The sequence below is a fragment of the Bradyrhizobium sp. 190 genome, assembly GCF_023073415.1.
Classification (GTDB): domain Bacteria; phylum Pseudomonadota; class Alphaproteobacteria; order Rhizobiales; family Xanthobacteraceae; genus Bradyrhizobium.
Map to the genome: position 1 here is coordinate 140,829 of NZ_JADPJL010000008.1, position 23,236 is coordinate 164,064.

At 61.1% G+C, this 23,236-nt stretch carries 20 protein-coding genes; 10 read left to right on the forward strand and 10 right to left on the reverse strand.

What is annotated here, in order from left to right; all coding sequences use genetic code 11:
- Nucleotides 1–373: 373 nt before the first annotated feature.
- Complete coding sequence (locus IVB22_RS04460; RefSeq protein WP_249805000.1) at nt 374–1,321, forward strand: tripartite tricarboxylate transporter substrate-binding protein; 948 nt, start codon at nt 374–376, stop codon at nt 1,319–1,321.
- 104 nt (nt 1,322–1,425) lie between these two features.
- Here IVB22_RS04460 and IVB22_RS04465 read toward each other — a convergent pair whose 3' ends face one another.
- Nucleotides 1,426–2,076, reverse strand: coding sequence for a class II aldolase/adducin family protein (locus IVB22_RS04465; RefSeq protein ID WP_247516102.1), 651 nt, complete (start codon nt 2,074–2,076; stop codon nt 1,426–1,428).
- A gap of 91 nt (nt 2,077–2,167) precedes the next feature.
- Here IVB22_RS04465 and IVB22_RS04470 point away from each other — a divergent pair, with 91 nt between their 5' ends.
- The 4 genes from IVB22_RS04470 to IVB22_RS04485 are packed head-to-tail and all read left to right on the forward strand — an operon-like array spanning nt 2,168 to nt 6,294.
- Nucleotides 2,168–3,043 (forward strand): S-methyl-5'-thioadenosine phosphorylase, encoded by an 876-nt coding sequence (locus IVB22_RS04470; RefSeq protein ID WP_247516103.1) that lies wholly within the window; start codon nt 2,168–2,170, stop codon nt 3,041–3,043.
- Entirely contained in the window at nt 3,040–4,143 is a 1,104-nt protein-coding gene (mtnA, locus tag IVB22_RS04475; RefSeq protein ID WP_247516104.1) for an S-methyl-5-thioribose-1-phosphate isomerase, read from the forward strand. The genes IVB22_RS04470 and mtnA overlap by 4 nt, the downstream gene beginning before the upstream one ends.
- A 60-nt stretch (nt 4,144–4,203) precedes the next feature.
- Complete coding sequence (locus tag IVB22_RS04480; RefSeq protein WP_247516105.1) at nt 4,204–4,746, forward strand: tripartite tricarboxylate transporter TctB family protein; 543 nt, start codon at nt 4,204–4,206, stop codon at nt 4,744–4,746.
- A 36-nt stretch (nt 4,747–4,782) separates the two neighbouring features.
- Complete coding sequence (locus tag IVB22_RS04485; RefSeq protein WP_247516106.1) at nt 4,783–6,294, forward strand: tripartite tricarboxylate transporter permease; 1,512 nt, start codon at nt 4,783–4,785, stop codon at nt 6,292–6,294.
- A gap of 904 nt (nt 6,295–7,198) precedes the next feature.
- Here IVB22_RS04485 and IVB22_RS04490 read toward each other — a convergent pair.
- From IVB22_RS04490 to IVB22_RS04510, 5 genes are read right to left on the reverse strand one after another with little or no spacing between them, the layout of a single operon-like run.
- Nucleotides 7,199–7,858 (reverse strand): hypothetical protein, encoded by a 660-nt coding sequence (locus IVB22_RS04490; RefSeq protein ID WP_247516107.1) that lies wholly within the window; start codon nt 7,856–7,858, stop codon nt 7,199–7,201.
- 15 nt (nt 7,859–7,873) lie between these two features.
- Nucleotides 7,874–8,350 (reverse strand): type II 3-dehydroquinate dehydratase, encoded by a 477-nt coding sequence (locus tag IVB22_RS04495; RefSeq protein ID WP_247516108.1) that lies wholly within the window; start codon nt 8,348–8,350, stop codon nt 7,874–7,876.
- Between the two features lie 54 nt (nt 8,351–8,404).
- Complete coding sequence (locus tag IVB22_RS04500) at nt 8,405–9,685, reverse strand: TRAP transporter large permease subunit (protein WP_247516109.1); 1,281 nt, start codon at nt 9,683–9,685, stop codon at nt 8,405–8,407.
- A 27-nt stretch (nt 9,686–9,712) separates the two neighbouring features.
- Nucleotides 9,713–10,237, reverse strand: coding sequence for a TRAP transporter small permease (locus IVB22_RS04505; RefSeq protein ID WP_247516110.1), 525 nt, complete (start codon nt 10,235–10,237; stop codon nt 9,713–9,715).
- Between the two features lie 6 nt (nt 10,238–10,243).
- Complete coding sequence (locus tag IVB22_RS04510; RefSeq protein ID WP_247516111.1) at nt 10,244–11,251, reverse strand: TRAP transporter substrate-binding protein; 1,008 nt, start codon at nt 11,249–11,251, stop codon at nt 10,244–10,246.
- 207 nt (nt 11,252–11,458) lie between these two features.
- On the opposite strand from IVB22_RS04510, the gene IVB22_RS04515 reads away from it, so the two are divergent.
- Nucleotides 11,459–12,133 (forward strand): GntR family transcriptional regulator, encoded by a 675-nt coding sequence (locus tag IVB22_RS04515; RefSeq protein WP_247516112.1) that lies wholly within the window; start codon nt 11,459–11,461, stop codon nt 12,131–12,133.
- A gap of 11 nt (nt 12,134–12,144) precedes the next feature.
- Here the strand turns inward: IVB22_RS04515 and IVB22_RS04520 are convergent, their stop codons facing one another.
- Nucleotides 12,145–13,338 carry a CaiB/BaiF CoA-transferase family protein gene (locus IVB22_RS04520; protein WP_247516113.1) on the reverse strand — a complete coding sequence of 398 codons (1,194 nt, stop codon included), beginning with the start codon at nt 13,336–13,338 and terminating at the stop codon, nt 12,145–12,147.
- A 342-nt stretch (nt 13,339–13,680) separates the two neighbouring features.
- Here IVB22_RS04520 and IVB22_RS41510 point away from each other — a divergent pair, with 342 nt between their 5' ends.
- Nucleotides 13,681–16,071 carry a M10 family metallopeptidase C-terminal domain-containing protein gene (locus IVB22_RS41510; RefSeq protein ID WP_276576902.1) on the forward strand — a complete coding sequence of 797 codons (2,391 nt, stop codon included), beginning with the start codon at nt 13,681–13,683 and terminating at the stop codon, nt 16,069–16,071.
- 149 nt (nt 16,072–16,220) lie between these two features.
- Here the strand turns inward: IVB22_RS41510 and IVB22_RS04535 are convergent, their stop codons facing one another.
- Both IVB22_RS04535 and IVB22_RS04540 read right to left on the reverse strand, forming a co-directional pair.
- Nucleotides 16,221–17,243 (reverse strand): hypothetical protein, encoded by a 1,023-nt coding sequence (locus IVB22_RS04535; protein ID WP_247516114.1) that lies wholly within the window; start codon nt 17,241–17,243, stop codon nt 16,221–16,223.
- A gap of 133 nt (nt 17,244–17,376) precedes the next feature.
- Nucleotides 17,377–18,513, reverse strand: a complete 1,137-nt coding sequence (locus tag IVB22_RS04540; protein WP_256467374.1) for an acyltransferase — start codon at nt 18,511–18,513, stop codon at nt 17,377–17,379.
- Nucleotides 18,514–18,993: 480 nt separating this feature from the next.
- Between IVB22_RS04540 and IVB22_RS04545 the strand changes: the two genes are divergently transcribed.
- The 3 genes from IVB22_RS04545 (at nt 18,994) to IVB22_RS04555 (ending at nt 22,536) form a co-directional block, all read left to right on the forward strand.
- The gene (locus tag IVB22_RS04545) at nt 18,994–20,616 is read left to right on the forward strand and encodes a hypothetical protein (protein ID WP_247516116.1); all 1,623 of its coding nucleotides are present in this window, start codon (nt 18,994–18,996) and stop codon (nt 20,614–20,616) included.
- Between the two features lie 212 nt (nt 20,617–20,828).
- Nucleotides 20,829–21,830: a glycosyltransferase family 2 protein gene (locus tag IVB22_RS04550; protein WP_247516117.1), complete on the forward strand. Its 1,002-nt coding sequence runs from the start codon at nt 20,829–20,831 to the stop codon at nt 21,828–21,830.
- A 58-nt stretch (nt 21,831–21,888) separates the two neighbouring features.
- Entirely contained in the window at nt 21,889–22,536 is a 648-nt protein-coding gene (locus IVB22_RS04555) for a class I SAM-dependent methyltransferase (protein ID WP_247516118.1), read from the forward strand.
- Nucleotides 22,537–22,549: 13 nt separating this feature from the next.
- On the opposite strand, the gene IVB22_RS04560 is transcribed toward IVB22_RS04555, so the two are convergent.
- Nucleotides 22,550–23,218 (reverse strand): acetyltransferase, encoded by a 669-nt coding sequence (locus IVB22_RS04560; RefSeq protein ID WP_247516119.1) that lies wholly within the window; start codon nt 23,216–23,218, stop codon nt 22,550–22,552.
- Nucleotides 23,219–23,236 lie beyond the last annotated feature (18 nt).

Sequence of the window (23,236 nt, forward strand, 5' to 3'; positions counted from 1 at the left end):
CTTTCGGTCCAGGATCCCGCCCGCACCCCGCGAGGGCCAGCGCCGCACCCATGAGGACAGTCATCAAAATCCTTCTCATTCAGCTTCTCCCCCTGCTTTTCCTTGTAGCGTGCATTAAATGAGTCCTTTCACAGCCGTGCAACCGAAAAGCGGCGAGCTTGAATCGGCTGTGTAGCTACGAGCCTCCTGCGGGAAAGATTTGCGCCTCATGCGAAAGTCATAGGCGGCAAATTGCGCTGCAGCTTGAACTCTCGTCGGTTCGCTCGCAAGATGTGGCAAGCAACAGCCAAGGCTGATTTTTACAAAGTCTTGCAAATACATAGGGATGAAACTCGTGGGACAGATACTGAAAGCCGCGGCCGCCTTGACGGCCATGATCGCAAGCACTCCGGCGCTTGCCGCCTGGGAGCCGACCAAACCGGTTGAAATCGTGGTGGCAGCCGGCGCGGGCGGTGCGTCCGACCAGATGGCGAGGATGATGCAGGCGGCCATTCAGAAGAACAATCTGATGAAGCAGCCGATGGTTGTGTCGCTCAAGGGCGGGGCGTCGGGCGCCGAGGCGCTGATGTACATGAAGTCGAGCGACGGCGATGCCAACAAGGTGCTGATCGCCTATTCGCTGATCTACATGCTGCCGCTGTCGGCGAAGATCCCCTTCAACTGGCGTGACCTGACGCCGGTATCGGTCGTTGCGATGGATCAATTCGTGCTGTGGGATAACGCCGAGGGCCCCAAGACGGTGAAGGACTTCATCGCGGCCGCCAAGGCGGCAGGCTCGCCGTTCAAGATGGGCGGCACCGGCTCCAAGCGCGAAGACCACGTGCTCACCGTGTTCATGGAGCAGAAGACCGGCGCGAAATTCTCCTATCTGCCCTACAAGTCTGGCGGTGAAGCGGCGACGCAACTCGTCGGCAAGCACACCGAAGCCAACGTCAACAATCCATCCGAAAATCTCGAGGTCTGGCGCGCCGGCCAGGTCCGCGCGCTCTGCGTGTTCGACAAGGAGCGCATCGCCTACAAGACCAAGGTCACCGAGACGCAATCCTGGAACGACATCCCGACCTGCAAGGAGGAGGGGCTCGACGTGCAGTATCTGATGCTGCGCGCGATGTTCCTGCCCGGCAAGGTCACTCCGGAGCAGCAGGCGTTCTATGTCGACCTGTTCCAGAAGGTGACGCAGACGGCGGAGTACAAGGAGTACATGGAGAAGCAGGCGCTCAAGCCGATCTTCCTCACTGGCAAGGACATGCTGAAATTCCTCGAGGAGGACGACAAGCTCAACGCCTCGCTGATGAACGAAGCTGGTTTCGTCGCGAAGTAGTGCGTTAGAGCTTCGGTTTAAGACTGAAGCTCTAGATTCTTGTTTTAACGTGTTTTCTTGATCTGAAGTTGTGTCCGCTTCGCTCGAAAACGCTACCGCAACCGTCACTCGTCCGCGTGGCCGTATCCGGCCATGCGGACGCGGACTTTTTCGATCTCTTCCTTTGGCAGCAATGGCGGCGTGCCGATCTGCAGGCAGCCGTGATATTGGCGCGCCAGCGTCTCGACCTCGACCGCCAGCCACATCGCCTTCGGCAGCGACGGCCCGACCGCGATCATGCCATGGTGTTCCAGCAGGCAGGCCATCCGTCCCTCCAGCGCGCGTACGGCATGTTCGGAAAGCTCCTGGGTGCCGAAGGTCGCATACGGCGCGCAGCGGATGGTATCGCCGCCAGCGACGGCGACCATGTAATGAACAGGCGGAATCTCCATGCCCATGATCGCCAGCATGGTGCAGTAGGGTGGATGGGTATGGACAATCGCCTGCACCTCCGGCCGGGCCTTGAGGATGTCGCGGTGAAACCTCCACTCGCTCGATGGGCGCTGGGCGGGATCGTGGTTGCCGTCGAGATGCATATAGACGATCTGCTCGGGCTTCATCGCCTCGTAGGGCGTGCTGGTCGGCGTGATCAGCATGCCGTCGCCATGGCGCAGGCTGATATTCCCCGATGTGCCCTGGTTGATGCCGAGCACATTCATGCGCAGGCAGGCATCGATGATCGACTGACGCTTTTCCCGGTCCTTCGTGGTCGGCATTTTGAGACCTCTTGCAACCGCGCGACAATGCTTGATTATTGCGCCGCAGTATAGTCGAACATCTTGCGTGAAATCCTGACTGGGAGAAGTCATGACGCGTGCCGTGCTTGGCATCATCGGCGGATCCGGCATCTACGACCTGCCGGGGCTGGAGGACGTCCGCGAGGAGACCATGAAGAGCCCCTGGGGCGAACCGTCCGCAGCGCTGACGCGCGGCGTCATCGGAGGCTTGCCGATCGCGTTCCTGCCGCGGCACGGCAAGGGGCATGTACTGTCGCCCTCCGACATCAACTACCGCGCCAATATCGACGTGCTGAAGCGGGCCGGGGTTACCGACCTGGTTTCGCTGTCGGCCTGCGGTTCGTTCAGGGAGGAACTGCCGCCCGGCACGTTCGTGCTGGTCGATCAGTTCGTGGACCGAACCTACAAGCGCGAGAGTTCGTTCTTCGGCAAGGGCTGCGTTGCCCATGTATCCATGGCGCATCCGGTTTCGCCGCGGCTGCACGTGCATCTCGCCGCCGCCGCCAAGGCCGAAGGCATCGCCGCGGTGCAGGGCGGCACCTATGTCTGCATGGAAGGTCCGCAATTCTCCAGCCTCGCCGAGAGCCTGACCTACAAGGCGCAGGGCTATTCGGTGATCGGCATGACCAACATGCCCGAGGCAAAGCTCGCCCGCGAGGCCGAGATCTGTTACGCCAGCGTGGCGATGGTCACCGATTTCGATTGCTGGCATTCCGATCACGACGCCGTCACCGTGCAGGACATCATTCGCGTGCTGAACTCGAATGCCGGCAAGGCCAAGGCGCTCGTTGCACGCCTCGCCAGGGATTTCCCGCGCGAGCATGAGCCGTGTCCTGTTGGATCGGACAAGGCGCTGGATACGGCCCTGATCACCGCGCCCGAAGCGCGCGATCTCAAGTTGCTCGCCAAGCTCGATGCGGTGGCGGGCAGGGTGTTGAACGCATGAAGGTCGATGGCCGGCATTTTCGCAGCATCTGGCTCGAGGACGACGGCTGGACGGTCGGCGCGATCGACCAGCGGCGGTTGCCGCATGAATTCGTGGTGGCCCGCATCGCAAACGCCGAGGACGCGACGGAGGCCATCCGTTCCATGCTGGTGCGCGGCGCGCCGCTGATCGGCGCCACTGCTGCTTACGGCATGGCGCTCGCCATGCGGGTAGACGCTTCCGATGCTTCGCTCGACCGCGCCTATGCCATGCTGTTGGCAGCCCGGCCGACGGCGATCAATTTGAAATGGGCGCTCGACGAGATGCAGCGATTGCTTCAACCGTTGCCGGCCTCCGAGCGCGCTGCGGCGGCCTACAGGCGCTCGGTCGAAATCGCCGAAGAGGACGTTGCGATCAACCAGGGGATCGGTCGGCATGGCTTGGCGCTGATCGAACAAATCGCGGCGAGGAAGGGGCCCGGCGAACCGGTCAACGTCCTGACCCATTGCAATGCCGGCTGGCTTGCGACGGTCGACTGGGGCACGGCGACGGCGCCGATCTATCTGGCGCATGATCGCGGCCTGAAGGTTCATGTCTGGGTCGACGAGACCCGGCCGCGCAATCAGGGCGCCTCGCTCACCGCCTGGGAACTTGGCCATCACGGCGTGCCGCACACGGTGATCCCCGATAACACCGGCGGCCATTTGATGCAGCACCGCATGGTCGATCTCGCGATCGTCGGCACCGACCGGGTGGCCGCCAATGGCGATGTCTGCAACAAGATCGGGACTTACCTGAAGGCGCTCGCCGCCCATGACAATGGCGTGCCGTTCTATGTTGCACTGCCGTCGCCCACCATCGACTTTAGTATCGACGACGGTATCAAGCAGATTCCGATCGAGCAGCGCAGCGCCGACGAAGTGGCGAACATGACCGGCCGCACTGCCGACGGCCGCGTCGAGACCGTGCGCGTGGTTCCCGAAGGCTCGCCTGTAGCCAACTACGCCTTCGACGTCACGCCGGCGCGGTTGGTGACGGGATTGATCACCGAGCGCGGCCTGCTTCGGCCCGAGCGTGCTGCACTTGCGAGCGCATTCCCGGAGCGCAGCGCCGGACATTGACGCCGGCAACGTCGGCACGTATCCCCGTTGAGGTCTGTCGTATCGGGGGTCACCGTCTCCATGTCCAATACCGACATCGAAATCGTCGTCGAGGATCCGACCGCACCGGAGGCCGATTCGCCTGCGGTGACGAGCGTTCGCGCGGCCGACGTCGTCGTCTGCCTCCTGCTGCTCGCGCTCGCGCTGACGCTCGGCTACGACAATTGGCGTACGGGAGCCGGCTGGGAATCGACCGGCCCGCAGTCGGGGTACTTTCCGTTCTATCTCTCGGTGATCCTCGCCGGCGCCAGCCTCTATGGCCTGGTCGCCGCGTTCCTCTCGCGCAGGGAGGCTGCTGAAACCTTCGTGACGCGGGCGCAGCTTCGCCGCGTGCTGGCAGTGTTCGTGCCGACGGTGCTGTTCTGCCTCGCCATCCAGTTCCTCGGGATCTACGTCGCGAGCTTCCTGTTGATCGCCGGTTTCATGCGCATGGTCGGCAAGATTGCGCTGTGGAAGTCCTTGCTGACCGCCTTCGTGTTTACCGCCGTGATGTTCGTGACCTTCGACATCGCCTTCGACGTCATCATGCCAAAGGGCCCGCTCGAAGCGGCGCTCGGCCGCTAACCTGCCGGTGGGATTGATCTGATGGAAGCCCCGTAAATGGAAGCTTTGGGCCTCTTGATGCACGGCTTCGCCGTGCTGCTGACGTGGAAAACGCTGCTGCTGATGATGCTCGGGCTGGTGCTCGGCATTTTCGTCGGCGTGCTGCCGGGCCTTGGCGGTCCGAACGGCGTGGCGATCCTGTTGCCGCTGACGTTTACGATGGATCCGACTTCGGCAATCGTGATGCTGTCCTGCATCTATTGGGGCGCGCTGTTCGGCGGCGCCATCACCTCGATCCTGTTCAACATCCCCGGTGAGGCCTGGTCGGTGGCGACCACCTTCGACGGCTATCCGATGGCGCAGCAGGGCAGGGCGGCGGAAGCGCTGACCGCGGCCTTCACCTCGTCGTTCATCGGTTCGCTGGTCGCGGTGATGCTGATCACCTTCTTGGCGCCGATGATCTCCTCTTTCGCGCTGAAATTCGGGCCGCCGGAATTCTTCGCGGTGTATCTTTTGACCTTCTGCTCTTTCGTCGGGCTCGGCCGCGAGGCCAAGCATAAGACGGTTATCTCGATGTCGCTCGGCTTGTTGCTCGCCGGCATTGGCATGGACACCGTGTCCGGCCAACTGCGCATGACCTTCGGTTCGGCGGAGCTGCTGCGCGGCGTCAACTTCCTGGTCGCCGTCATCGGCCTGTTCGGCATCAGCGAAATCCTGCTGACCATGGAAGAGCGGCTGGCGCTGCGCGGCCATGCCGCCGGCATCTCCCTGCGCGTGGTGCTGTCGGTCTGGAAGGACCTGCCGAAATACTGGGTGACGCTGTTTCGTTCTTCGTTCATCGGCTGCTGGCTCGGCATCACCCCGGGCGGCGCGATCGCGGCCTCCTTCATGGGCTACAACCTCGCCAAGCGCTTCTCCAAGGACCAGGATAGCTTTGGCAAGGGCCGCATCGAAGGCGTGTTCGCGCCGGAAACCGCGGCGCACGCCTCGGGCACCGCGGCGCTGCTGCCGATGCTCGCGCTCGGCATTCCCGGCTCCGGCACCGCGGCGATCCTGCTCGGCGGCTTGATGGTGTGGGGCCTCAACCCCGGGCCGCTGCTGTTCGTCGAGCACAAGGATTTCGTCTGGGGCCTGATCGCGTCGATGTATCTCGGCAATGTCGTCGGCCTCGTGCTGGTGCTGACGACGGTGCCGATCTTTGCATCCATCCTGCGCGTGCCGTTCGCGGCTGTCGCGCCGATGATCGTGGTGTCCTGCGCGATCGGCGCCTATGCGATCCAGAACGCGATGTTCGACATCTGGCTGATGCTCGGGTTCGGTGTGGTCGGTTACGTTTTCAAAAAAATCGGCATCCCGCTCGCACCGTTTACGCTGGCGCTCGTGCTCGGCAACCGCGCCGAGGATGCGTTCCGGCTGTCGATGATCGGCGCCGGCGGCGACCTGAAGGTGTTCTGGTCGAACGGTCTCGTCGGTTCGATCACGACGCTTGCGATCGTGCTGCTGTTCTGGCCCGTCATCGACTGGGCGTTCGGCAGCGTCACGCGCATGTTGCGACCGGCGAAGGCGTAGCTCCGTACGTCGCGAGTTTCGTAGGGTGGGCAAAGGCGCGTTTGCGCCGTGCCCACCATTTCTCGAAGAGCGCGATCCTGAATGGTGGGCACGCTGCGCTTTGCCCACCCTACGAACTTCGCCGCTTCGCCCCTCGCAATGACGCACATGACTTCTCATTCTCGCGGCGCTGATCGCCCGAGGTTTGCATCTTAGTTTGCCCTCCCAAGAAATAGAGGGCGCAGGGAAGACCGGGTGCTTGCTGCACCCGCGGTCTCGTGTGCAATTGCGCACAAGGAACGCGCACACGAGCATACAGGTACAGGCGGAGCATTCCGGCCTTCCCTGCGCAATGGCTTTACGGCTTACTTCGAGCTCTCCCCGGTGAACGGCTCTTTTGCCACCGTCGCCCGTGAAAGCTTGCTTTCACGAACTTAGCGCCAGCACCGCGGCGTCAGGACCACACGACTTCGCCGTACGCATCAGGCGCGCACGTCCAGCGCGCCATTTGCGTCCATCGCATCTCACCGCGCGAGCGCCCCTCATCTGCCGTGAGACGGGCGGAGTTATGCCGATGATTTGCTCTGGAAGTTAAGCGGAATATTTTTGCAAAGGGGACTGGACAGGTTCTTGGTGATTTGCCCGTCGTGCCAATTGGTCGCAGCCGAGCATCGAGATTACGCTTGCCGGCAAGGCAAATCAGTCCGCAGGCCGTAGGGTGGGCAAAGCGACAGCGTGCCCACCATTTCGAAGCGCGATCGGTGATAGATGGTGGGCACGTCGCTACGCTCCTTTGCCCACCCTACGCGACTGCCGTCGCGACGTGGGTAGAGATGTAGGATGGGTAGAGCGAAGCGAAACCCATCATCTTCGAAAGCGGCATTGATGGGTATCGCTTCGCTCTACCCATCCTACGGTCTTCTCGTCAGCCCGGCAGAAGTCGCTTCGGCAGGCTGAACGCCAGCCGGTAGAGCGGCAGGGTGTCGATGGCGCCGTGATCCTCGGCAGGAAGCGTCTTGCGCAGATGATGGAGCGCATCGCGGACCGCGGCTTCGTCCAGTCCCTCGATCAGCAGCAGGGCGGCAAAGGAGCCGTCATTGCTTCGCATGCCCTTCTCGCGGGTCTTGATCGAGGTCTGCGCGATGTCGGTGAGCAGGACCCGCGCGGCGATGATCCTGTCCAGGCGCGCCAGCTCGGCAACAACCGTGGCGGCGTCCCAGGGCGGCGCGGCATCGAGGCGCAGGGGAGCGACGATGCCGCCTTGGCCGGTGCCGGCTGAAGCTGCAATACGGCCGCCGCCGCGTGCGAAATTGCCGAGCCGGGGCATGATGCGCTGCGACCATGGCGTCGGCGCGTTCAGCCGCGCCAGATAATCCGCACCGCCGACGACGCGTTCGTCCTCGAGTTCGTAGGGGATGAAGTAGCGGTTCACCGAGACGCCCAGCGCACGGAAGATGCGGCAAGCCAGAAATCCGTTGACGCCGACGCGCTCGGCGGCATGTTCGCGCGTGATCCAGTGCGCCCAGTCGGTTTCGTCCTGCGGCGTCAGATCGCTCCAGATGGCGAGGTAACCAGCTCCCTGCATGTCAGGCTCCATCCGTCATTTGGGACCGACGCGCACCGCGGCGGGCAGCGACGCCGGTAACTCGCCGGCTCCCTGCAGCGCGGCCTGCATGGCGACGATGTAGCCGTAGGGGCCGAGGCCGGCGATCACGCCTTTCACGGCAGCCGAAAGCTTCGAGTGCCGGTGCAGCTCGTCGCGGGCGTTGATGTTGGAGATATGCACTTCGTAGATCGGGCCGTCAAAAATCTTCATGGCATCGAACATCGCAATCGAGGTGAAGGAGTAGGCGGCCGGATTGATGATGAGGGCGTCCGCCGACGTGCGCGCGGACTGGATCAGGTCGACCAGCTCGCCCTCGTGGTTCGACTGGTGAAACGCCAGTTGCGTGCCGGTAAAGGCGGCAAACTCCTCGCAGGAGGCCTTGATGGCGTCGAGCGTGGTCGATCCGTAGATGTGCGGCTCGCGGATGCCGAGCATGTTGAGGTTCGGGCCATTGAGGATCATGATGCGCATGGCATGCCTTTCACGGGATAATGATGCTGCAGTGTAGCCGATCGCGGCAACATGTCAGCCGCCGAACCATTTCGCCGGTACGGTGACAATGGACGGAAACAGCACCATCAGGAACAGTACGACCAACTGGGCGATCATGAAGGGCCAGACGCCCTTGATGATCTCCTCCATGCTGATGCGCGACACACCGCAGACGACGTTGAGGACGACGCCGACGGGCGGGGTGATCAGGCCGATCGCGCAGTTGATGATGAAGAGCACGCCGAAATAGACCGGGTCGATGCCGGCCTGCTTGACGATCGGCATCAGGATCGGCGTGAGGATCAAGATGGTCGGTGCCATGTCCAGTGCGGTGCCGACGACGACGACCAGCAGCATGATTGCCAGCATCAGCAGCGTCTGGTTGCCCATGAAGGGGCGAACGAGGTCGACGATCTGGGTGGCGATTTCCGACACCGTGATGAGCCAGGATGACACCAGCGCCGCCGCGACCAGGAACATGACGACGCTGGTGCTGAGGGCGGCCGAAACGAAGACCTGGTAGAGATCGCCGATCTTCAGCTCGCGGTAGATGCAGGTCGCGACAAACAGCGCGTAGACGGCGACGACAACGGCGGCTTCCGTCGGCGTGAACACGCCGAACCGCAGGCCCACGATAATGATCGCGGGCAGCATCAGGGCCCAGAACCCATCGACGAAGGCCCAGACGATCTCGCGCAGCGATTTGCGCGGCGGGCTTTCGACATTCTCCTGCCGCGCGACCCACCACCAGGCGAAGCAGAGCCCGACGCCGAGCATCAGGCCGGGGAAGATGCCGGCGAGGAACAGCTTTGAGATCGAGACGCCGCCAGCCACGCCGAACAGCACGAAGCCGATGCTCGGCGGAATCACGGGCGCGATGATGCCGCCGGCGGCAACCAGGCCCGCCGCATACATCCTCCGGTGACCGGCCGCGACCATCATGGGCACGAGGAGCGCTGCCAGCGCCGCGGCGTCCGCCGCCGCAGAGCCCGACAGCGACGCCAGCACGCAGGAGGCGAGGATGGTGACGTAGCCGAGGCCGCCCCTGATGTGGCCGACCAGCGCAAGCGCCACGTTGACGATCCGCTTGGCGAGGCCGCCGCGGTTCATGATTTCGCCGGCCAGCATGAAGAACGGCACGGCCATCAGGGGAAAACTGTCGGCGCCGTTGATGATGTTCTGGGCGACGATCTGCGAGTCGAAAATGTCGAGCGAGTGCATCAGCGCGACGCCGCAGACAATCAGCGCGAAGGCAATCGGCATGCCGAGCGCCATCGCGCCGAGCAGCGAGAAGGTGAAGACCGCGAGCGTCACGCCCGGCTCCGCGCCATCAAGAGATGATCAGGTGTGCTCATCGCTTTCCTTCACCAGGATCAGGTCTTCCTCGGAGGCCGAGCCGCTCAACACCCGCACGAGATCGACGAGCAGGATCACGGCGGCCGAAACGCCGAAGACGAGCCCGGAGGAATAGAAGAACAGCCCGACCGAAATTCCTGACGCGGGTGCGGTGTCGCCGAAGGTCAGCACCGCCTGTTTCCAGCTTCCTAGCGTCAGCAGCGCATCGACGTAGAGCATCAGGACATAGCTCAGAAGCAAGCAGGCGAGCTTGCCGCGCGGTGGCAGGGCGCGGACGAGCGTATCGACGCCGAGATGAGCATGCTGGCGCAACGCCACGATGGCGCCGAGGAACGTCAGCCAGACCAGCAGCCAGCGCGACAGTTCCTCCGAGGTCGCTATCCCCGAATTGAAGAGATAGCGCAGCACCACGTTGGTAAAGACCAGCACCACCATCGCCGCGAGGCAGATCGCGATCGCGACCCTGAGCAGCCGGCAGTAGAGATCGATCAGCCGTTCGACGGCGGCCATGGCGGCCTACTTGGCGCCGCGGATGCGCGCCAGCTCGCCGGTGAAGAGTTTTACGCGCGCCGGGTCATATTCGGCCGAGAATTTTTCGACGACAGATTTGGTGGCGTCCTGCATGCGGGCGTATTCGGCCGGCGCGATCTCGTTGAACTGCATGCCTTTTGCCGTCAGTTCGCCGAGCGCCTTCTCCGCCGCCAGCTTGGTCTGGTCGCGCTGGTACTCGCGCGTCTCGGTAAAGCTGTCGCGCAGCATCTTCTGCTCTTCCGGCGACAGGCCGTCCCAGAACTTCTTGCTGACGATGATGACGTTCTGCGTGAAGGTGTGGTTGGTGGCCGAGACGTATTTCTGCACTTCGTAGAACTTGTTTGACAGGATGACGCTGTAGGGATTTTCCTGGCCGTCGACGGTTTTATTTTCCAGCGCGGTGTACAATTCGCCGAACGCCATCGGCACCGGGTTCGCCTTCAAGGCCTTGAAGGTTTCGAGATAGACCGGGTTCGGGATCACGCGCAGCTTCAGCCCGGAGAAATCCTCGACCTTTGCGATCGGGCGGCTGCTGTTGGTGGCGTTGCGGAAGCCTAGTCCCCAGTAACCGAGCCCGATCAGCTCCTTCTCTGGCAGCGTCTCAAGCATCGCCTTTCCGAACGCGCCCTGGGCCAGCGCCTCCGCCTGCTCGAACGTGCTGACGGTGAAGGGGAAGTCGAACAGGCCGAGATCCTTGACGACGCCGGCGAGCGATGTCGTCGACGCCGAGAGGATTTCCTGCGTGCCGCCGCGCACTGCCGACTGTTGCTGCAGCTCGTTGCCGAGTTGCGAAGCAGGAAACTCACGGATTTTCAGCTTGCCGCCGCTCTTGGCCGCCAGCACCTCGGCGAACTTCTTCACGCCAAAGCTGATCGGGTGATCGGTGTTGTTGAGATGACCCCAGCGAATGGTGCGCTCCTGCACCTGGGCGGAAGCCGATGTCCCCACAAGTGCGCAAAGGCTGACAGCAGCGCACAGCAATCCGATCCGCATGGCGGTTTCTCCCCGTTGGTTCGCGATCTTCTGGATGTCGCGGTGGGGGGAGTATTCATATGAGGAAAGCAATGTCAAAATATAATTTCTAGTTTATCATATGAAACTTGCTATATAGGATGAATAGTGACGCTTGAGCGGAATCGGCTGACATGGCAGGTGGCACTTGGCACTTGCCGGTTGGCTGCCTTGCGCATGGATTTGGCAATGACACTGGTCGAGCGAACGGAAGAGCAGGAAGCGGTCGGCGATGACGGCTATCGCCGCATCCGCACCGACATCGTGTTCGGCCGGCTCCGGCCAGGGCACAAGCTCCGGCTGGAAGGCCTCAAGGAGGACTACGGCGTCAGCGTCTCTACGCTGCGCGAAATCCTCAACCGGCTGGCCGCGGAAGGCTTCGTGCTGGCCGAGGGCAGGCGCGGCTTCGAGGTGGCGCCGATCTCGGCCGGGAATTTGCGGGAGCTTGCGGAGCTTCGGCTGCTGCTGGAGCAGCATGCGATGGGCGTGTCGTTCGCCAATGCCGACGTCGAGTGGGAAGGGCGCGTCGTTTCCGCCCATCACAAGCTGGCGTCAACCGAGCGGCTGATGGAAACCGGCCTCGGCGAGCTCGAGCAGTGGAAACGCTATGACGGCGAATTCCATCAGGCGCTGATCTCCAATTGCGGTTCAAGCATGCTGATGGCGACGCATGCCTTGGTGTTCGACAAATATTTCCGCTACCAGATGGTCGCATTCAGCTACCGCGGCAACGAGCCCGCCACCCAGCACAGGGCGCTGCTCGAGGCCGCGCTGAAGCGCGACGCCGCGACGGCGGCTGAAACGCTGCGCGCGCATGTGAACAATTGCGTGGAGCACGCGCTCGCAACGGCGGCGCTGAAGTAGGGCAGAGTAGTTCACACCACCTTGCGCTGGCGCAGCTCTGCGATCTCGTCCTTGCCGAAGCCGAACTCAACCAGCACTTCTTCGGTCTGTTCGCCGAACTCCGGCGGGCGCGCGGCCATGCTGCTTGGCGTGCGTGACAGCGTCACCGGCTGGCCGACGAGCTGGATGTGGCGGTTCTCGTCGTTCGGCACGTGCTGGGCGATGCCGAGGTGCTTGACCTGGGCGTCGTCGAACATCTGGTCGATCGAATAGATCGGGCCGCAGGGCACGCCGGCCTCGTTCAATTCCTTGACCCAGGTTTCCGTGGATTTCTTCTCGGTGAGCTTGCCGATTGCTTCGTTCAGCGCGTCGCGGTTCTTCGAGCGCGCAGGCGCGGTTGCATAATCGGGGTTGGTGACGAGTTCGGGCGCACCGATCGCCTGCGCGCAGCGCTCCCAGATCCGCCCGCCTGTCGTGGCGATGTTGATGTAGCCGTCGGAGGTCTTGAACACGCCGGTCGGGATCGAGGTCGGATGGTTGTTGCCGGCCTGCTTGGCCACATCATTTTCCATCAGCCAGCGCGAGGCCTGGAAATCCAGCATGAAGATCTGCGCCTGCAGCAGCGAGGTCTGCACCCACTGACCCTCGCCGGAAACGTCGCGCTCCAGCAGCGCGGTGAGAATGCCAAGCGCGCAGAACAGCCCGGCGGTGAGGTCGGCGACGGGGATGCCGACCCGCATCGGACCCTCACCGGGCGCGCCGGTGATCGACATCAGCCCGCCCATGCCCTGCGCGATCTGATCGAAGCCCGGCCGCTTGTGGTAGGGGCCGTCCTGTCCGAAACCGGAGATGCTGCCATAGACGAGGCGGGGATTGATCTTCCGCAAGCTCTCATAGTCGATACCGAGTTTTGCTTTCACGTCGGGACGAAAATTTTCGACCACGACATCTGCCTGCTCGACGAGGCGCTTGAACACGTCGAGGCCCTTGGGATCCTTCAGGTTCAGTGTCATGGCCCGCTTGTTGCGGTGCAAATTCTGGAAATCTGAGCCCTGGCGCGGGCCGCCGGGCTGCTCGCCGCCACCGTCCTCCAGCAGTGCGTCGATCTTGATGACGTTGGCGCCCCAATCCGCCAGCTGCCGCACACAGGTGGGCCCGGAGCGAACGCGGGTCAGATCGAGTACGGTGAAGCGGGAAAGGGCCTGCGAAGCGCGTGGGAAAGGCATTGAGAAACCTTTGTTTTTCTGGATTTTCGCGTGGGAGGGCAGACCCGTCTGGCTTAACCAATCTGGCGCCGATTTCCAACTCCTTGTTCGGCGCCCGGCGAGGGGCGGCCGGCCATGCGGGCAGGGCGGGGCGCCATTTTTGCATCGGAAGCGGCTGTGCGGGACGGCCGAAATCCGGCCCCGCAAGACTACGGGCTATTGCAGGGGATTCCGCTTTTCGCTGTAATTCACCGTCAAGCAGGAGCGCGACAAGTCCGGCTGGTAAACAAGCGTTAATGAGGCGATTCTAGCCTCCCGAGTGCGATTCTCTGCAACCGAACGACCTGCTGACGGGCCTGATCGATGAAGAAGAACGGTCTGCAATCCGATGAGTTCTGGACCTTTCGGCCGTTCGAGCTTGGGACGAGCCCGGCCGCGCTTCAGCCCGAAAGCATGCACGACCCGATGTTTCGGGATGATGGCGATCCTTTCCAATTGGCGGATGCTGCCGCCGCCAGCGTGGCAAGCCTCGACGTCTATGCCGCGAAGCCGGTGGCGTCGATCGCGACGCTTGCCGACTATCTCGTCAACGGCTTTTGGCAATACAACAACAGCATCGCCCATCGCTGGGCTTCCAACACCATCACCTACAACATCACCGGGCTGAATTCGGCGGAGCAGTTCCTCGCGCTGTCGGCGATGCAGGCGTGGTCCGAGGTCGCCAACATCGCCTTCGTCCAGACCTCCGGCGCAGCGAACATCACGTTCACCCACAACGGCACGATGCAGGCCTATTCCAGCGCCTACTGGCCTGGGGGCTCGTTCGCATATGCGACCGTCAACATCAGCACCGATTGGGTCACCACCGACGGCGGCGCGAACGACGGCAAGACCGGCATCGATAGCTACGCCTACCAGACCTACATCCACGAAATCGGACATGCGCTCGGCCTGGGCCACCAGGGGCCGTATAATGGCAGCGCGTCGTATTCGACTAACGCGCTCTACGCCAACGACACCTGGCAGTATTCGGTCATGTCGTATTTCGGCGAGCACAATTATTCCGGGAGCTCATACCGCTACGTCGTGACGCCGCAGATGGCGGACATCTACGCCGTGGCTTCGATGTACGGCGCGGCGACCTCGACGCGAACCGGCGACACCGTCTATGGCTTCAACAGCAATGCCGGCGCGGTCTTCAATTTCGGCAACTACACCTCGGCGCCGGCGCTGACGATCTACGACAGCGGCGGCACCGACACGCTTGATTGCTCCAGCTATTCGGCGGCGCAGACCATCGACCTGCACTCGGGCGCCTTTTCCTCGGTCGGCGGCCTCGTGAACAATATCGGAATCGCACTCAACGCGACCATCGAGAAAGCCATTGGCGGCAGCGGCAATGACAGGCTGACCGCAAGCGACACGGGCGGTACGCTGTCGGGTGCCGGCGGCAACGACACGCTGATCGGCGGCGCCGGAAACGACAAGCTCATCGGCGGCGCCGGCGTCGATAATTTGACCGGCGGCAGCAGCGGCGACATATTCGTGTTCCTGCTCGGCGAGAGCTCGGCCGCGAGCGGCCAGCACGACCGGATTACGGATTTCGTTTCCGGCCTGGACGACATCGATCTCAGCGGATACGACGCGATCAGCAGCACCGGCAGCTACGATCAGTTCAAGTTCATCGCCACCGCCGCCTTCCACGGCACGGCCGGCGAACTCAACTATTTCTATAACAGTTCTCTCGGCGTCACGACCCTGCAGGGCGATACCAACGGGGACGGGGTCGCCAATTTCGCGATCGATATTTCGGGAAACCTTGTGCTCGCGGCTGACGACTTCCTTGGGCTGGCGTTTTCGAAAATGGGTTCAGTTGCCGATTTCAACGGCGACGGCCGAAGCGACGTTCTCTTGCAAAACAATGATGGTACAGTGTCGGTGTGGGACAGCGGCCAGCCCAGCGGCGCCCATTCGATATCCGGTTCGGGCGCCGTCCCCAACAGCTCACATATAGCGGGCGCGGCAGACTTCGATGGCAATGGCAAAGGCGACATAGTGTGGCGCGACGATGGCGGCGCGGTCTTCGTCTGGGACGATGGCAACTCCAGCACGGCACGCACGGTGTCCGCCCCGGCTGGTGTTCCAGCAACTTCGTCCATTGCAGGTACCGGCGATTTCGATGGAAATGGCCGCGACGATATTCTGTGGCGCGATGACAATGGTGCGGTGTTCATCTGGGACAATGGCCAAGCCAGCAACACCCACACCGTTTCGAACGCCGGCGTAGTCCCCGCCAGCTGGCATATTGCGGCTGTCGGCGACTTTGATGCCAACGGGCGTTCCGACATCCTATGGCAGAACGACAATGGCACGGTATCGGTCTGGGATAACGGCCAGATCACCGGCGCCCATTGGATTTCTAATCCGAATGTGGTCGCAAGCAGCTGGCACATCATCGGCGCGGGTGATTTCGACGGCAACGGCCGTGACGATATTCTTTGGCGCAACGACAATGGCGCGGTGTCCATCTGGGACAACGGCCAGATTGCGGCTGCCCACATTATTGCTGGTGCCGGCGTGGTGGCGAGTAGCTGGCACATTGTTGGCATCGGCGACTTCGACAACAATTCCCATGACGATATTCTTTGGCAGAATGACAATGGGACCGTATCGGTTTGGGATAATGGGCAAATCAGTGGCGCCCATTGGGTTTCCGGGCCTGGCAGCGTCTCTGGTGGCTGGCATATCGCCTGAGCTGGGACCGACGCTTCAAGCATCCGGTTCAGGATTTTTTGGTGCAGCTACTAGATAATCGGCAATAGCGCTAGGGCGTTCGCGCGTTGATTGAACGTGCTCTAAGCCATCGCGGCGACCGCCGCAGGCAGCCTTCAGATTTCCTTTAGCTAGAGAAAGGTCGGTCCTGGAAACATTGCGTTCGCGCCCGCGTAGATCAGCCCACTCACGATGTGGACCGCGAATGCGCCTGCGCATATCTTCCAGCGAATTGAAGCGTCTCTGTGCGACGCGATCAACAGCCCCGCCTCGGCGTACAGCAAGAAAATCCCCGTCTGGGCGGTCCAGGCAAAATTGCCCTGGTTCAAACGCGAGCCGCTTTCCGCGAGCAAGACCGCATAGGCGATCGCGCAGGCTGCATAGAGCCAAGCCATCCGCAGGCGAAACGAGAATCCATAAGCGACGGTGACGACCAGCGGGAAGGCGAGTGTCAAAGGCAGCTTGAGAACGAATTCACCAGGCCGCGTGAACACCGCGAATGGCGATAAGATTACGCCCGACTTGGCTGTCGCTCCGTACGTTGCCGCAGCCTGCACCAGCAGCACCAGCACTGTCGGAACAGCGATCGCGAGCGCGCAGGCAATGACAGCTGCGAAATGTCTCCGCAACAGGTCGCGCAAAGCAACTAGGCCACTAACAGGCAGAAAGGCTATGAGGAACGATGGCTTGGCCAGCGCCGATCCGATACACAGTGCGGCCAAGCCGGCCACTACCCGCGGCCGCCTATCTTGCGCCTCGACCAACCGTCGTGACCACAGCAGCCAGATTGCCAGCGCAAACAGCTTGTTCAGTTGCTGCGTAGGGTTGTGGTACGCCGTTGGAACCAGGTACCCGTAATATAGATTTGGGACAGCCAGAGTCGGAAGGAACACGTGGGAAGCAAACAGTATCGCCAGGCTCCATCCCCAGCTCTCTCCAGATGTGACCCTGAGTTTACGCAACTCGCGAACAATAAGCAGTCCCATTGCGCCGTAGCAAACGCCCAGAATAGCCGCAGTGCCGCCCTCGTAACTTACCGGGAACGCAGCGACGACAGCGTTAAGTATCAGCTGAAACAGAAAGTGCGGTGACTCGATGTCTTGCACACTCGAAATACGCCTAGCGTAGTCGATGTGCGCGTGCAAATCGCTCACCGAATTGATCGCAATGCGACGCCAGAATACGAGGGCGAACACAGCCGAGGTGCAAACAATGCCGACAGCATCCGTGACGTGTGCACGAGTTATCAGGAGCCTTGAACCCTCTCCCTCCATGGGTGCGATCGCTTTAGGCCGCATCTACCACCGCGCCTAGCGCGGGCTCACGCCGACGCAAATACTTCGCAGCCTGGGCAACCAGGACCGCTCCGAAGCGCCGCGAAGTGCGAATAGCCACGTTGTTGACGGGTTCAAAGGCCGCCGCACACCCTATCGCGATCGGGATCGTGCAAAGCGCTACAATCGTGTTGGTCGTGCTTGAATCGAACCCTAGTGGCTGCAAGACCTTAAGCGCCCAGAGGGAGAAGGAGAAGAGTATCGGGCCATGCACAAGGTAGAGTGGGAAGCTGATCCGACCTAGGTAACGACTTAGCCGAACCTCCAACAGCGAGCGGAGCCAGGGAAGCCAGAACGAGGCGGCGCAGAATGCAATGATGCCGGCGTGATAAATAATTCCGGGACGGTGAGACGCCAAGTATGGAGCTAAGCATCCAAAACAAAACAAGCCGGCCAATAGCAAATAATGGAGCGGACGACGTGGCCTCCAGCGAACGTACAATTCCGCGAGCACCATTCCGGCCACGAACAGAGAGTAAAGGCCAGCCGTCGGATAGAAGACGGAAAATCCGGCCAAGATGAGATAGAGGACTCCATAGACCAAAACCCGCATCTTTCGGCGACCAACGATCACAAGAAGGCCAATGATCAAGGCAGAGCCTAATAGCTCGAACTCCATTGACCACAGCGGCAAAATGTATGCGGTCTCGAACGAGAAACGGAAGAATACGTCGAAAAGCGAGAACTGCAGGACGTGCGTCACACTCGGCTCGAATTGAAGAGCAAGATGTAGCGGCGCAACTCTTTTGGCCGCATCGGGAATGGCTCCAGAGATCATCATAAGGTACACGAGAGTGGTGGCTGCCAAAATCGGCAGAGCTAGCCGCGGATACCGGCTCACTGCGGTTCGTGCGAGATCCCGTCCATCTTGCGTGCGCACATAGCCTATCGAAAGCGAAAACCCAGAGATTACGAAAAACGCATAGACGGCGGATGCTCCAGAGAACGGGAGCAGAAACGCGAGCCTCTTTGCGACATCGATATCGTATGGAAATACCTCGATGAACGTGTGGCAGAACAGAACGGCCACGGCAGCCCAACCTCGTAGGCCGTCCAGAAAATGCAGGCGCTCTGATCGTGCTGGGTCCATGAGCGGAGGAGCTAACACAGCGCCCGCGGCTTAAAAGCGCTGCCAAGTTGCTTATCTCGAGTTTTGTCTTCATGCCGGGTCGAAAATTTTCGACGATCACGCCGACCTTTTCCGCGAGCCGCTTGAACACCTCGAGGAGCGCATCGATCTTGATGAAATTGGCACCCCAGTCCGCCAGCTGCCGCACTCAAGTCGGCCCGGAGCAGGTAGAGCGAGACCGGGCCTGCGAAGCGCGCCGGATAATCCATTCAAAAACTCCGGCCCGATTGACCGCGTTGCGGGGCACCGCCATGCCGAAAGTCGGCGTTTTTCTCAAGTATCCGATCGACATATCGGATACTTGATTCAGCGCTAGCGGTTCGGTATCTGTGCCCAATCTGCGGACGGAAGCAAGAGCTAATAGACGGGGCCGCCTCAGGCAGCCTCGATCTCGGCAGTTCGACGAAGCGCATTCACACTATTTGCCTCACAGGTCGTTGGATGAATTTGGGGGCTTCTGATGTTCGTCATCCAAAGGCCCAAACGCTAATCATCAGCCTTGCGGCATGCAGCGCGTTTGTTGTCCTGCTTTGCATTCTTTTCGATCCGAGATGGGAAACCAACGACGACGTGGCGATGTCGATGGTGGCCCACGGTTATGGGCTCGCGGCCTATGGATCCCCTCACATAATTTTCTCCAACGTCATTTGGGGCGTCATTGTCAGAACTGTTCCTGGCATCGGGGGAGTGTTCGGCTATTCGCTTGCGATGCTCGGAGCCATTACCCTGGCGGCGTCCGCGATACTGTATTTTCTGGTGCGACTGGGTGCCGGCTATGTCGTGGGTCTATTGGTCGTTGCCCTTATTCTGCTTCGACCCGTCCTGCAGGCGCAATTCACTGTTACGGCGGGACTTCTTACTGCGGCCGCGGTGCTCGGCGTTTGCGTCTATCAGCGGACCGGTTCTACGTTCAGCCTTGTCGCCGGCACCGTCCTGGCGCTTCTGGGATTTCTCGTGCGAAATCTGGAGTTCGCACTAGTTGCTCTGGTTGCGCTTCCGATCCTGCCCTGGGGCATGCTGCGGAAAGACCGAAAACTTCAAGTCGCTGCTGCGGTGCTGGTGTCAGGCGTGGTCGCGGCCACATGGATCGATCAATTCGCATACTCTGGTCCTGAATGGAATTATTTTTGGGAGCTAAACCTCGCGCGAGCTCCCTTTACCGACTTCGGCGTGGCCGACCGGCTGCTTGAGGCGCCGGAAGTCATGGCTCGCCATGGCATGTCGAAAAACGACGTCGAATTGGTAAAGCATTATTTCTTTGCTGACAGGCAACTCGCAGACCCCGCGCGGCTGAGAGCCGTTCTCGCCGACCTCGCGCCGGTAGCGGTCAAATCCTACAGTTTTGAATCGGGGATTATCTCGCTTCGTTCAATTTTCGACTCAAGCATTCTTGCCCCTTTGGTAGCGGCGATGGTGCTCCTGCTGCTGGCATTCGAGCGACGAGCGATCGTGTCGTGGATGATCTCTATGGCGGTGATATTCGCGTTGGGGATGGCGGGCCGGCATGGCATTTTGCGCGTCTATGTACCGATGTTCATGCTCTTGCTTTTCATTCCCTTTCTATCCGGCCGTCTGACGTCGGGGGTCCGGAAGGCGGCAATGCTGGTGGTGCTCGTGATCGCGTGCCTGGTCAACGCTAAAGCCTTGATCGCAGAATCGCGGGCTAACAGCAGGGATATTGCCGTGGCAACGGTCCTCGGCCCAGTCCCAACAGAGCCGGTTGTTGTTTGGGGCGGTGCATTTCCTTTTGAAATTTCATTCCCGCTCTTTCCAGGACAATCCAATTCCCGAAACCTGAAAATGTTTGGCCTGGGCGTTTTTACATGGGCGCCCTTTTCGGTGGCCGTAGCCGAAGAAAATGCGGGCAGGGGACTGGTCTCGCGATTGCGATCCGATGAAGGCATCCTTCTCGTTGCCGATGCGCAACAGAAGGAACTGCTAGGCCCCTATTGCGCCGAGCACTTTGGGGGACAGCTTAAATTGGTGGATTTCATGAAGACGACAATGTTGACGACCATACTCAGAGCGACCTGCGTCGAGGCTGCTGCCAAGCAGGCAAATTAAGTGGATAGCTCGTGTCTGGCGGTATATGCCGGGGTCTGGATTCGATACTTGATTCGCCGCGACCGGTTCGCCTAAACTCTCAGATGCGCCAAAGGCTTGGCCAAATCGCAGCCTTCTGGCCGAATCCTTGCCGCCAATGGAATCCAGTTGTACACAATCCGCGCGGCTCGATCTGATCCACAGGCGAGGCGAGATTTGACGGGGACTATCGCGTGAAATTGTCTGTTGTGACGACCCTTTACCGGTCAGCTCCGACGATCGGCGAATTCTATCGGCGCGTCATCGCGGCGGCGGAACAAATCACGCATGATATCGAAGTGCTGATGGTCAACGATGGCTCCCCCGACGACAGCCTCGATCTTGCCCTTGCCCTGCACCAGGCCGACCCGCGGGTCGTTGTGGTCGACCTCGCGCGCAACTTCGGCCACCACAAGGCTATGATGACGGGGCTTGGCCATGCGACGGGCGATCTGGTGTTTCTGATCGACAGCGATCTTGACGAGGATCCCGAACTTCTTGCCAGCTTCCACGAGCGGTTCATGAAGGGCGACTGCGACGTCGTCTATGGCATCCAGCAGACGCGGCGAGGCGGCCTCGTCGAACGCATCAGCGGTGCAGTGTTTTTTTCGCTGGTCGATGCATTGAGCGATCACCGGATTCCGCGGAACCTGGCGACCGTCCGCCTGATGACGCGCGATTACGTCCGCGCTCTGGTCCGGCATCGCGACCGCGAGTTCGTAATTTCGCAATTGTGGCAACTGACGGGCTTCCGCCAGGTGGCGGTCCCGTTCCGGAAATCATTGGGCTCGCCGACGACATACTCGCTTCGCATGCGCACCGAGATGGCGGTCAAGTATCTGACCACGACGTCGACGAAACTTCTCTATTTCATTCTATACGCGGGCATCGCGATCTTCGCGCTGTCGGTGGCGACCATCCTGTTCTACGTCTCCCGTTATCTCGCTTCCGGCATCGGCGTCGATGGCTTTACGTCGCTGATCGTCTCGATCTGGTTCTTTGGCGGGCTAACGACATGCATTCTCGGCGTGATCGGCATCTATGTCGCCAATATCGTATCTGAAACCAAGCGGCGTCCTTATACCGTTGTGCAGCGCGTGCATCGCAGGGAGCTCGCAGCGGCGGAAGGATCGAATGTGATTCGCGTTCCACCTGGTGCCGGCGTCTCGACGGCAGCGCTCGATCGCAAGCGATGACCGCAGCTATATCACCCGCCATAATGATTCTAGGCCCGTCGCTCCGGAGCAAGTTGAGATGAGCGCCGGTCCGGACCCATCGATCGTGAGCGCCGTTGCTGCTTACTACAGTTCGAAGCTCGCTCTGCACGGACCGATCCCGCAAGGCGTCGACTGGAACGGGAACGCATCGCACGAACTTCGGCATCGGCAGTTTCTTCGTCTGCTCGAAGGTTCCCCGGACGCGTCGATTCTCGATATCGGCTGCGGCTACGGTGATTTCATGCGTTTCTTGCGCGAGGCGGGGCACCGAGGACCGTTCATCGGCTACGACGTCGCGCCGGACATGATCAAGGAGGCGACGCGGCTGCACGGCGAGAGCGCGGATTGCCGATGGCGAGTCGGAGCCGAGCCGACGGAAATCGCGGACTTCGCGGTTGCCAGCGGAATCTTCAACGTCAAGGGAGAGGTGTCGACCGAGACTTGGGCGCGCTACGTCCGCCAGATCATCGATATTCTTTCACGCGCTGGCCGGCGCGGCTTCGCTTTCAATGTCTTGAGCCTGTCGAGCGATCCGGAAAGGCGGAGCGGAACATTATACTACGCCGATGCAGCCGAGATGCTGTCCTATTGCCTGCGTCGCTATGGCCGATCGGTTGCGCTGCTGCAGGACTACGGACTTTACGAATTCACCGTCGTCGTACGGCATAATACCGCGGCCGGGTAACAAGCGCCCGGCGTCACAAGCTCCGAAGCCGATTGCTCGGTACCTTCGAGCGTTCGGTTCCGCGCGGCGCCACCACCGCGTGGTCGGGCTGATCCTCGAGCACCAGCGCACCGACGCCGATCACGCAATTCTTGCCGATCGTGACGTGATCCCGAAACGTGGCGTTGACGCCGATGAAACTGCCTTGGCCGATCCTGACCCCTCCGGAAACAACGACGTGCGACGATATGAACACGTCGTCCTCTACAGTCGAATGGTGGCCGATGTGGTTGCCGCTCCAGAGCGTGACGTTACTGCCGACCCGGGCAAACGGCTGGATGGTGTTGTCCTCGAGGATAAAACAGTTTTCCTGTAGCTCGAAGCCGGCAAAGACCGTTGCGCGGCTGCTCAGATACGACACCAGCCTGTACCCCTTGGCGCGGGCAGCGGACACCTTCTCCGGGCGAAGCCGGTTGAGATTGGTGTAGCCGATCGCGACAAAGAAATCGAAATCCTGTGGAGGAAATTCTTCCGTGACACGCTCGAAGGGGATCACCGGGCGTCCGCGAAACTGATCCTGCGAAAAAAAAGCCTGATCGACCGTGAAGGCCGCGACTTCGTATGCGGAGTCGTTGGTAAAGTAAAAGTCGGCGAGTTCGGCGATTTGGCCGGAGCCAAAAATCACGATTCGTCGGGTTTTCATCTGATGTTGCTCCGGTCC

What these genes read in the sequence shown, in the direction of transcription:
- IVB22_RS04460 (WP_249805000.1), top strand. Translation starts at nt 374, where the DNA reads ATGATCGCAAGCACTCCGGCGCTTGCCGCCTGGGAGCCGACCAAACCG.
- IVB22_RS04465 (WP_247516102.1), bottom strand. Translation starts at nt 2,076, where the DNA reads ATGCCGACCACGAAGGACCGGGAAAAGCGTCAGTCGATCATCGATGCC.
- IVB22_RS04470 (WP_247516103.1), top strand. Translation starts at nt 2,168, where the DNA reads ATGACGCGTGCCGTGCTTGGCATCATCGGCGGATCCGGCATCTACGAC.
- mtnA (WP_247516104.1), top strand. Translation starts at nt 3,040, where the DNA reads ATGAAGGTCGATGGCCGGCATTTTCGCAGCATCTGGCTCGAGGACGAC.
- IVB22_RS04480 (WP_247516105.1), top strand. Translation starts at nt 4,204, where the DNA reads ATGTCCAATACCGACATCGAAATCGTCGTCGAGGATCCGACCGCACCG.
- IVB22_RS04485 (WP_247516106.1), top strand. Translation starts at nt 4,783, where the DNA reads ATGGAAGCTTTGGGCCTCTTGATGCACGGCTTCGCCGTGCTGCTGACG.
- IVB22_RS04490 (WP_247516107.1), bottom strand. Translation starts at nt 7,858, where the DNA reads ATGCAGGGAGCTGGTTACCTCGCCATCTGGAGCGATCTGACGCCGCAG.
- IVB22_RS04495 (WP_247516108.1), bottom strand. Translation starts at nt 8,350, where the DNA reads ATGCGCATCATGATCCTCAATGGCCCGAACCTCAACATGCTCGGCATC.
- IVB22_RS04505 (WP_247516110.1), bottom strand. Translation starts at nt 10,237, where the DNA reads ATGGCCGCCGTCGAACGGCTGATCGATCTCTACTGCCGGCTGCTCAGG.
- IVB22_RS04510 (WP_247516111.1), bottom strand. Translation starts at nt 11,251, where the DNA reads ATGCGGATCGGATTGCTGTGCGCTGCTGTCAGCCTTTGCGCACTTGTG.
- IVB22_RS04515 (WP_247516112.1), top strand. Translation starts at nt 11,459, where the DNA reads ATGACACTGGTCGAGCGAACGGAAGAGCAGGAAGCGGTCGGCGATGAC.
- IVB22_RS04520 (WP_247516113.1), bottom strand. Translation starts at nt 13,338, where the DNA reads ATGCCTTTCCCACGCGCTTCGCAGGCCCTTTCCCGCTTCACCGTACTC.
- IVB22_RS41510 (WP_276576902.1), top strand. Translation starts at nt 13,681, where the DNA reads ATGAAGAAGAACGGTCTGCAATCCGATGAGTTCTGGACCTTTCGGCCG.
- IVB22_RS04540 (WP_256467374.1), bottom strand. Translation starts at nt 18,513, where the DNA reads ATGGACCCAGCACGATCAGAGCGCCTGCATTTTCTGGACGGCCTACGA.
- IVB22_RS04545 (WP_247516116.1), top strand. Translation starts at nt 18,994, where the DNA reads ATGAATTTGGGGGCTTCTGATGTTCGTCATCCAAAGGCCCAAACGCTA.
- IVB22_RS04555 (WP_247516118.1), top strand. Translation starts at nt 21,889, where the DNA reads ATGAGCGCCGGTCCGGACCCATCGATCGTGAGCGCCGTTGCTGCTTAC.
- IVB22_RS04560 (WP_247516119.1), bottom strand. Translation starts at nt 23,218, where the DNA reads ATGAAAACCCGACGAATCGTGATTTTTGGCTCCGGCCAAATCGCCGAA.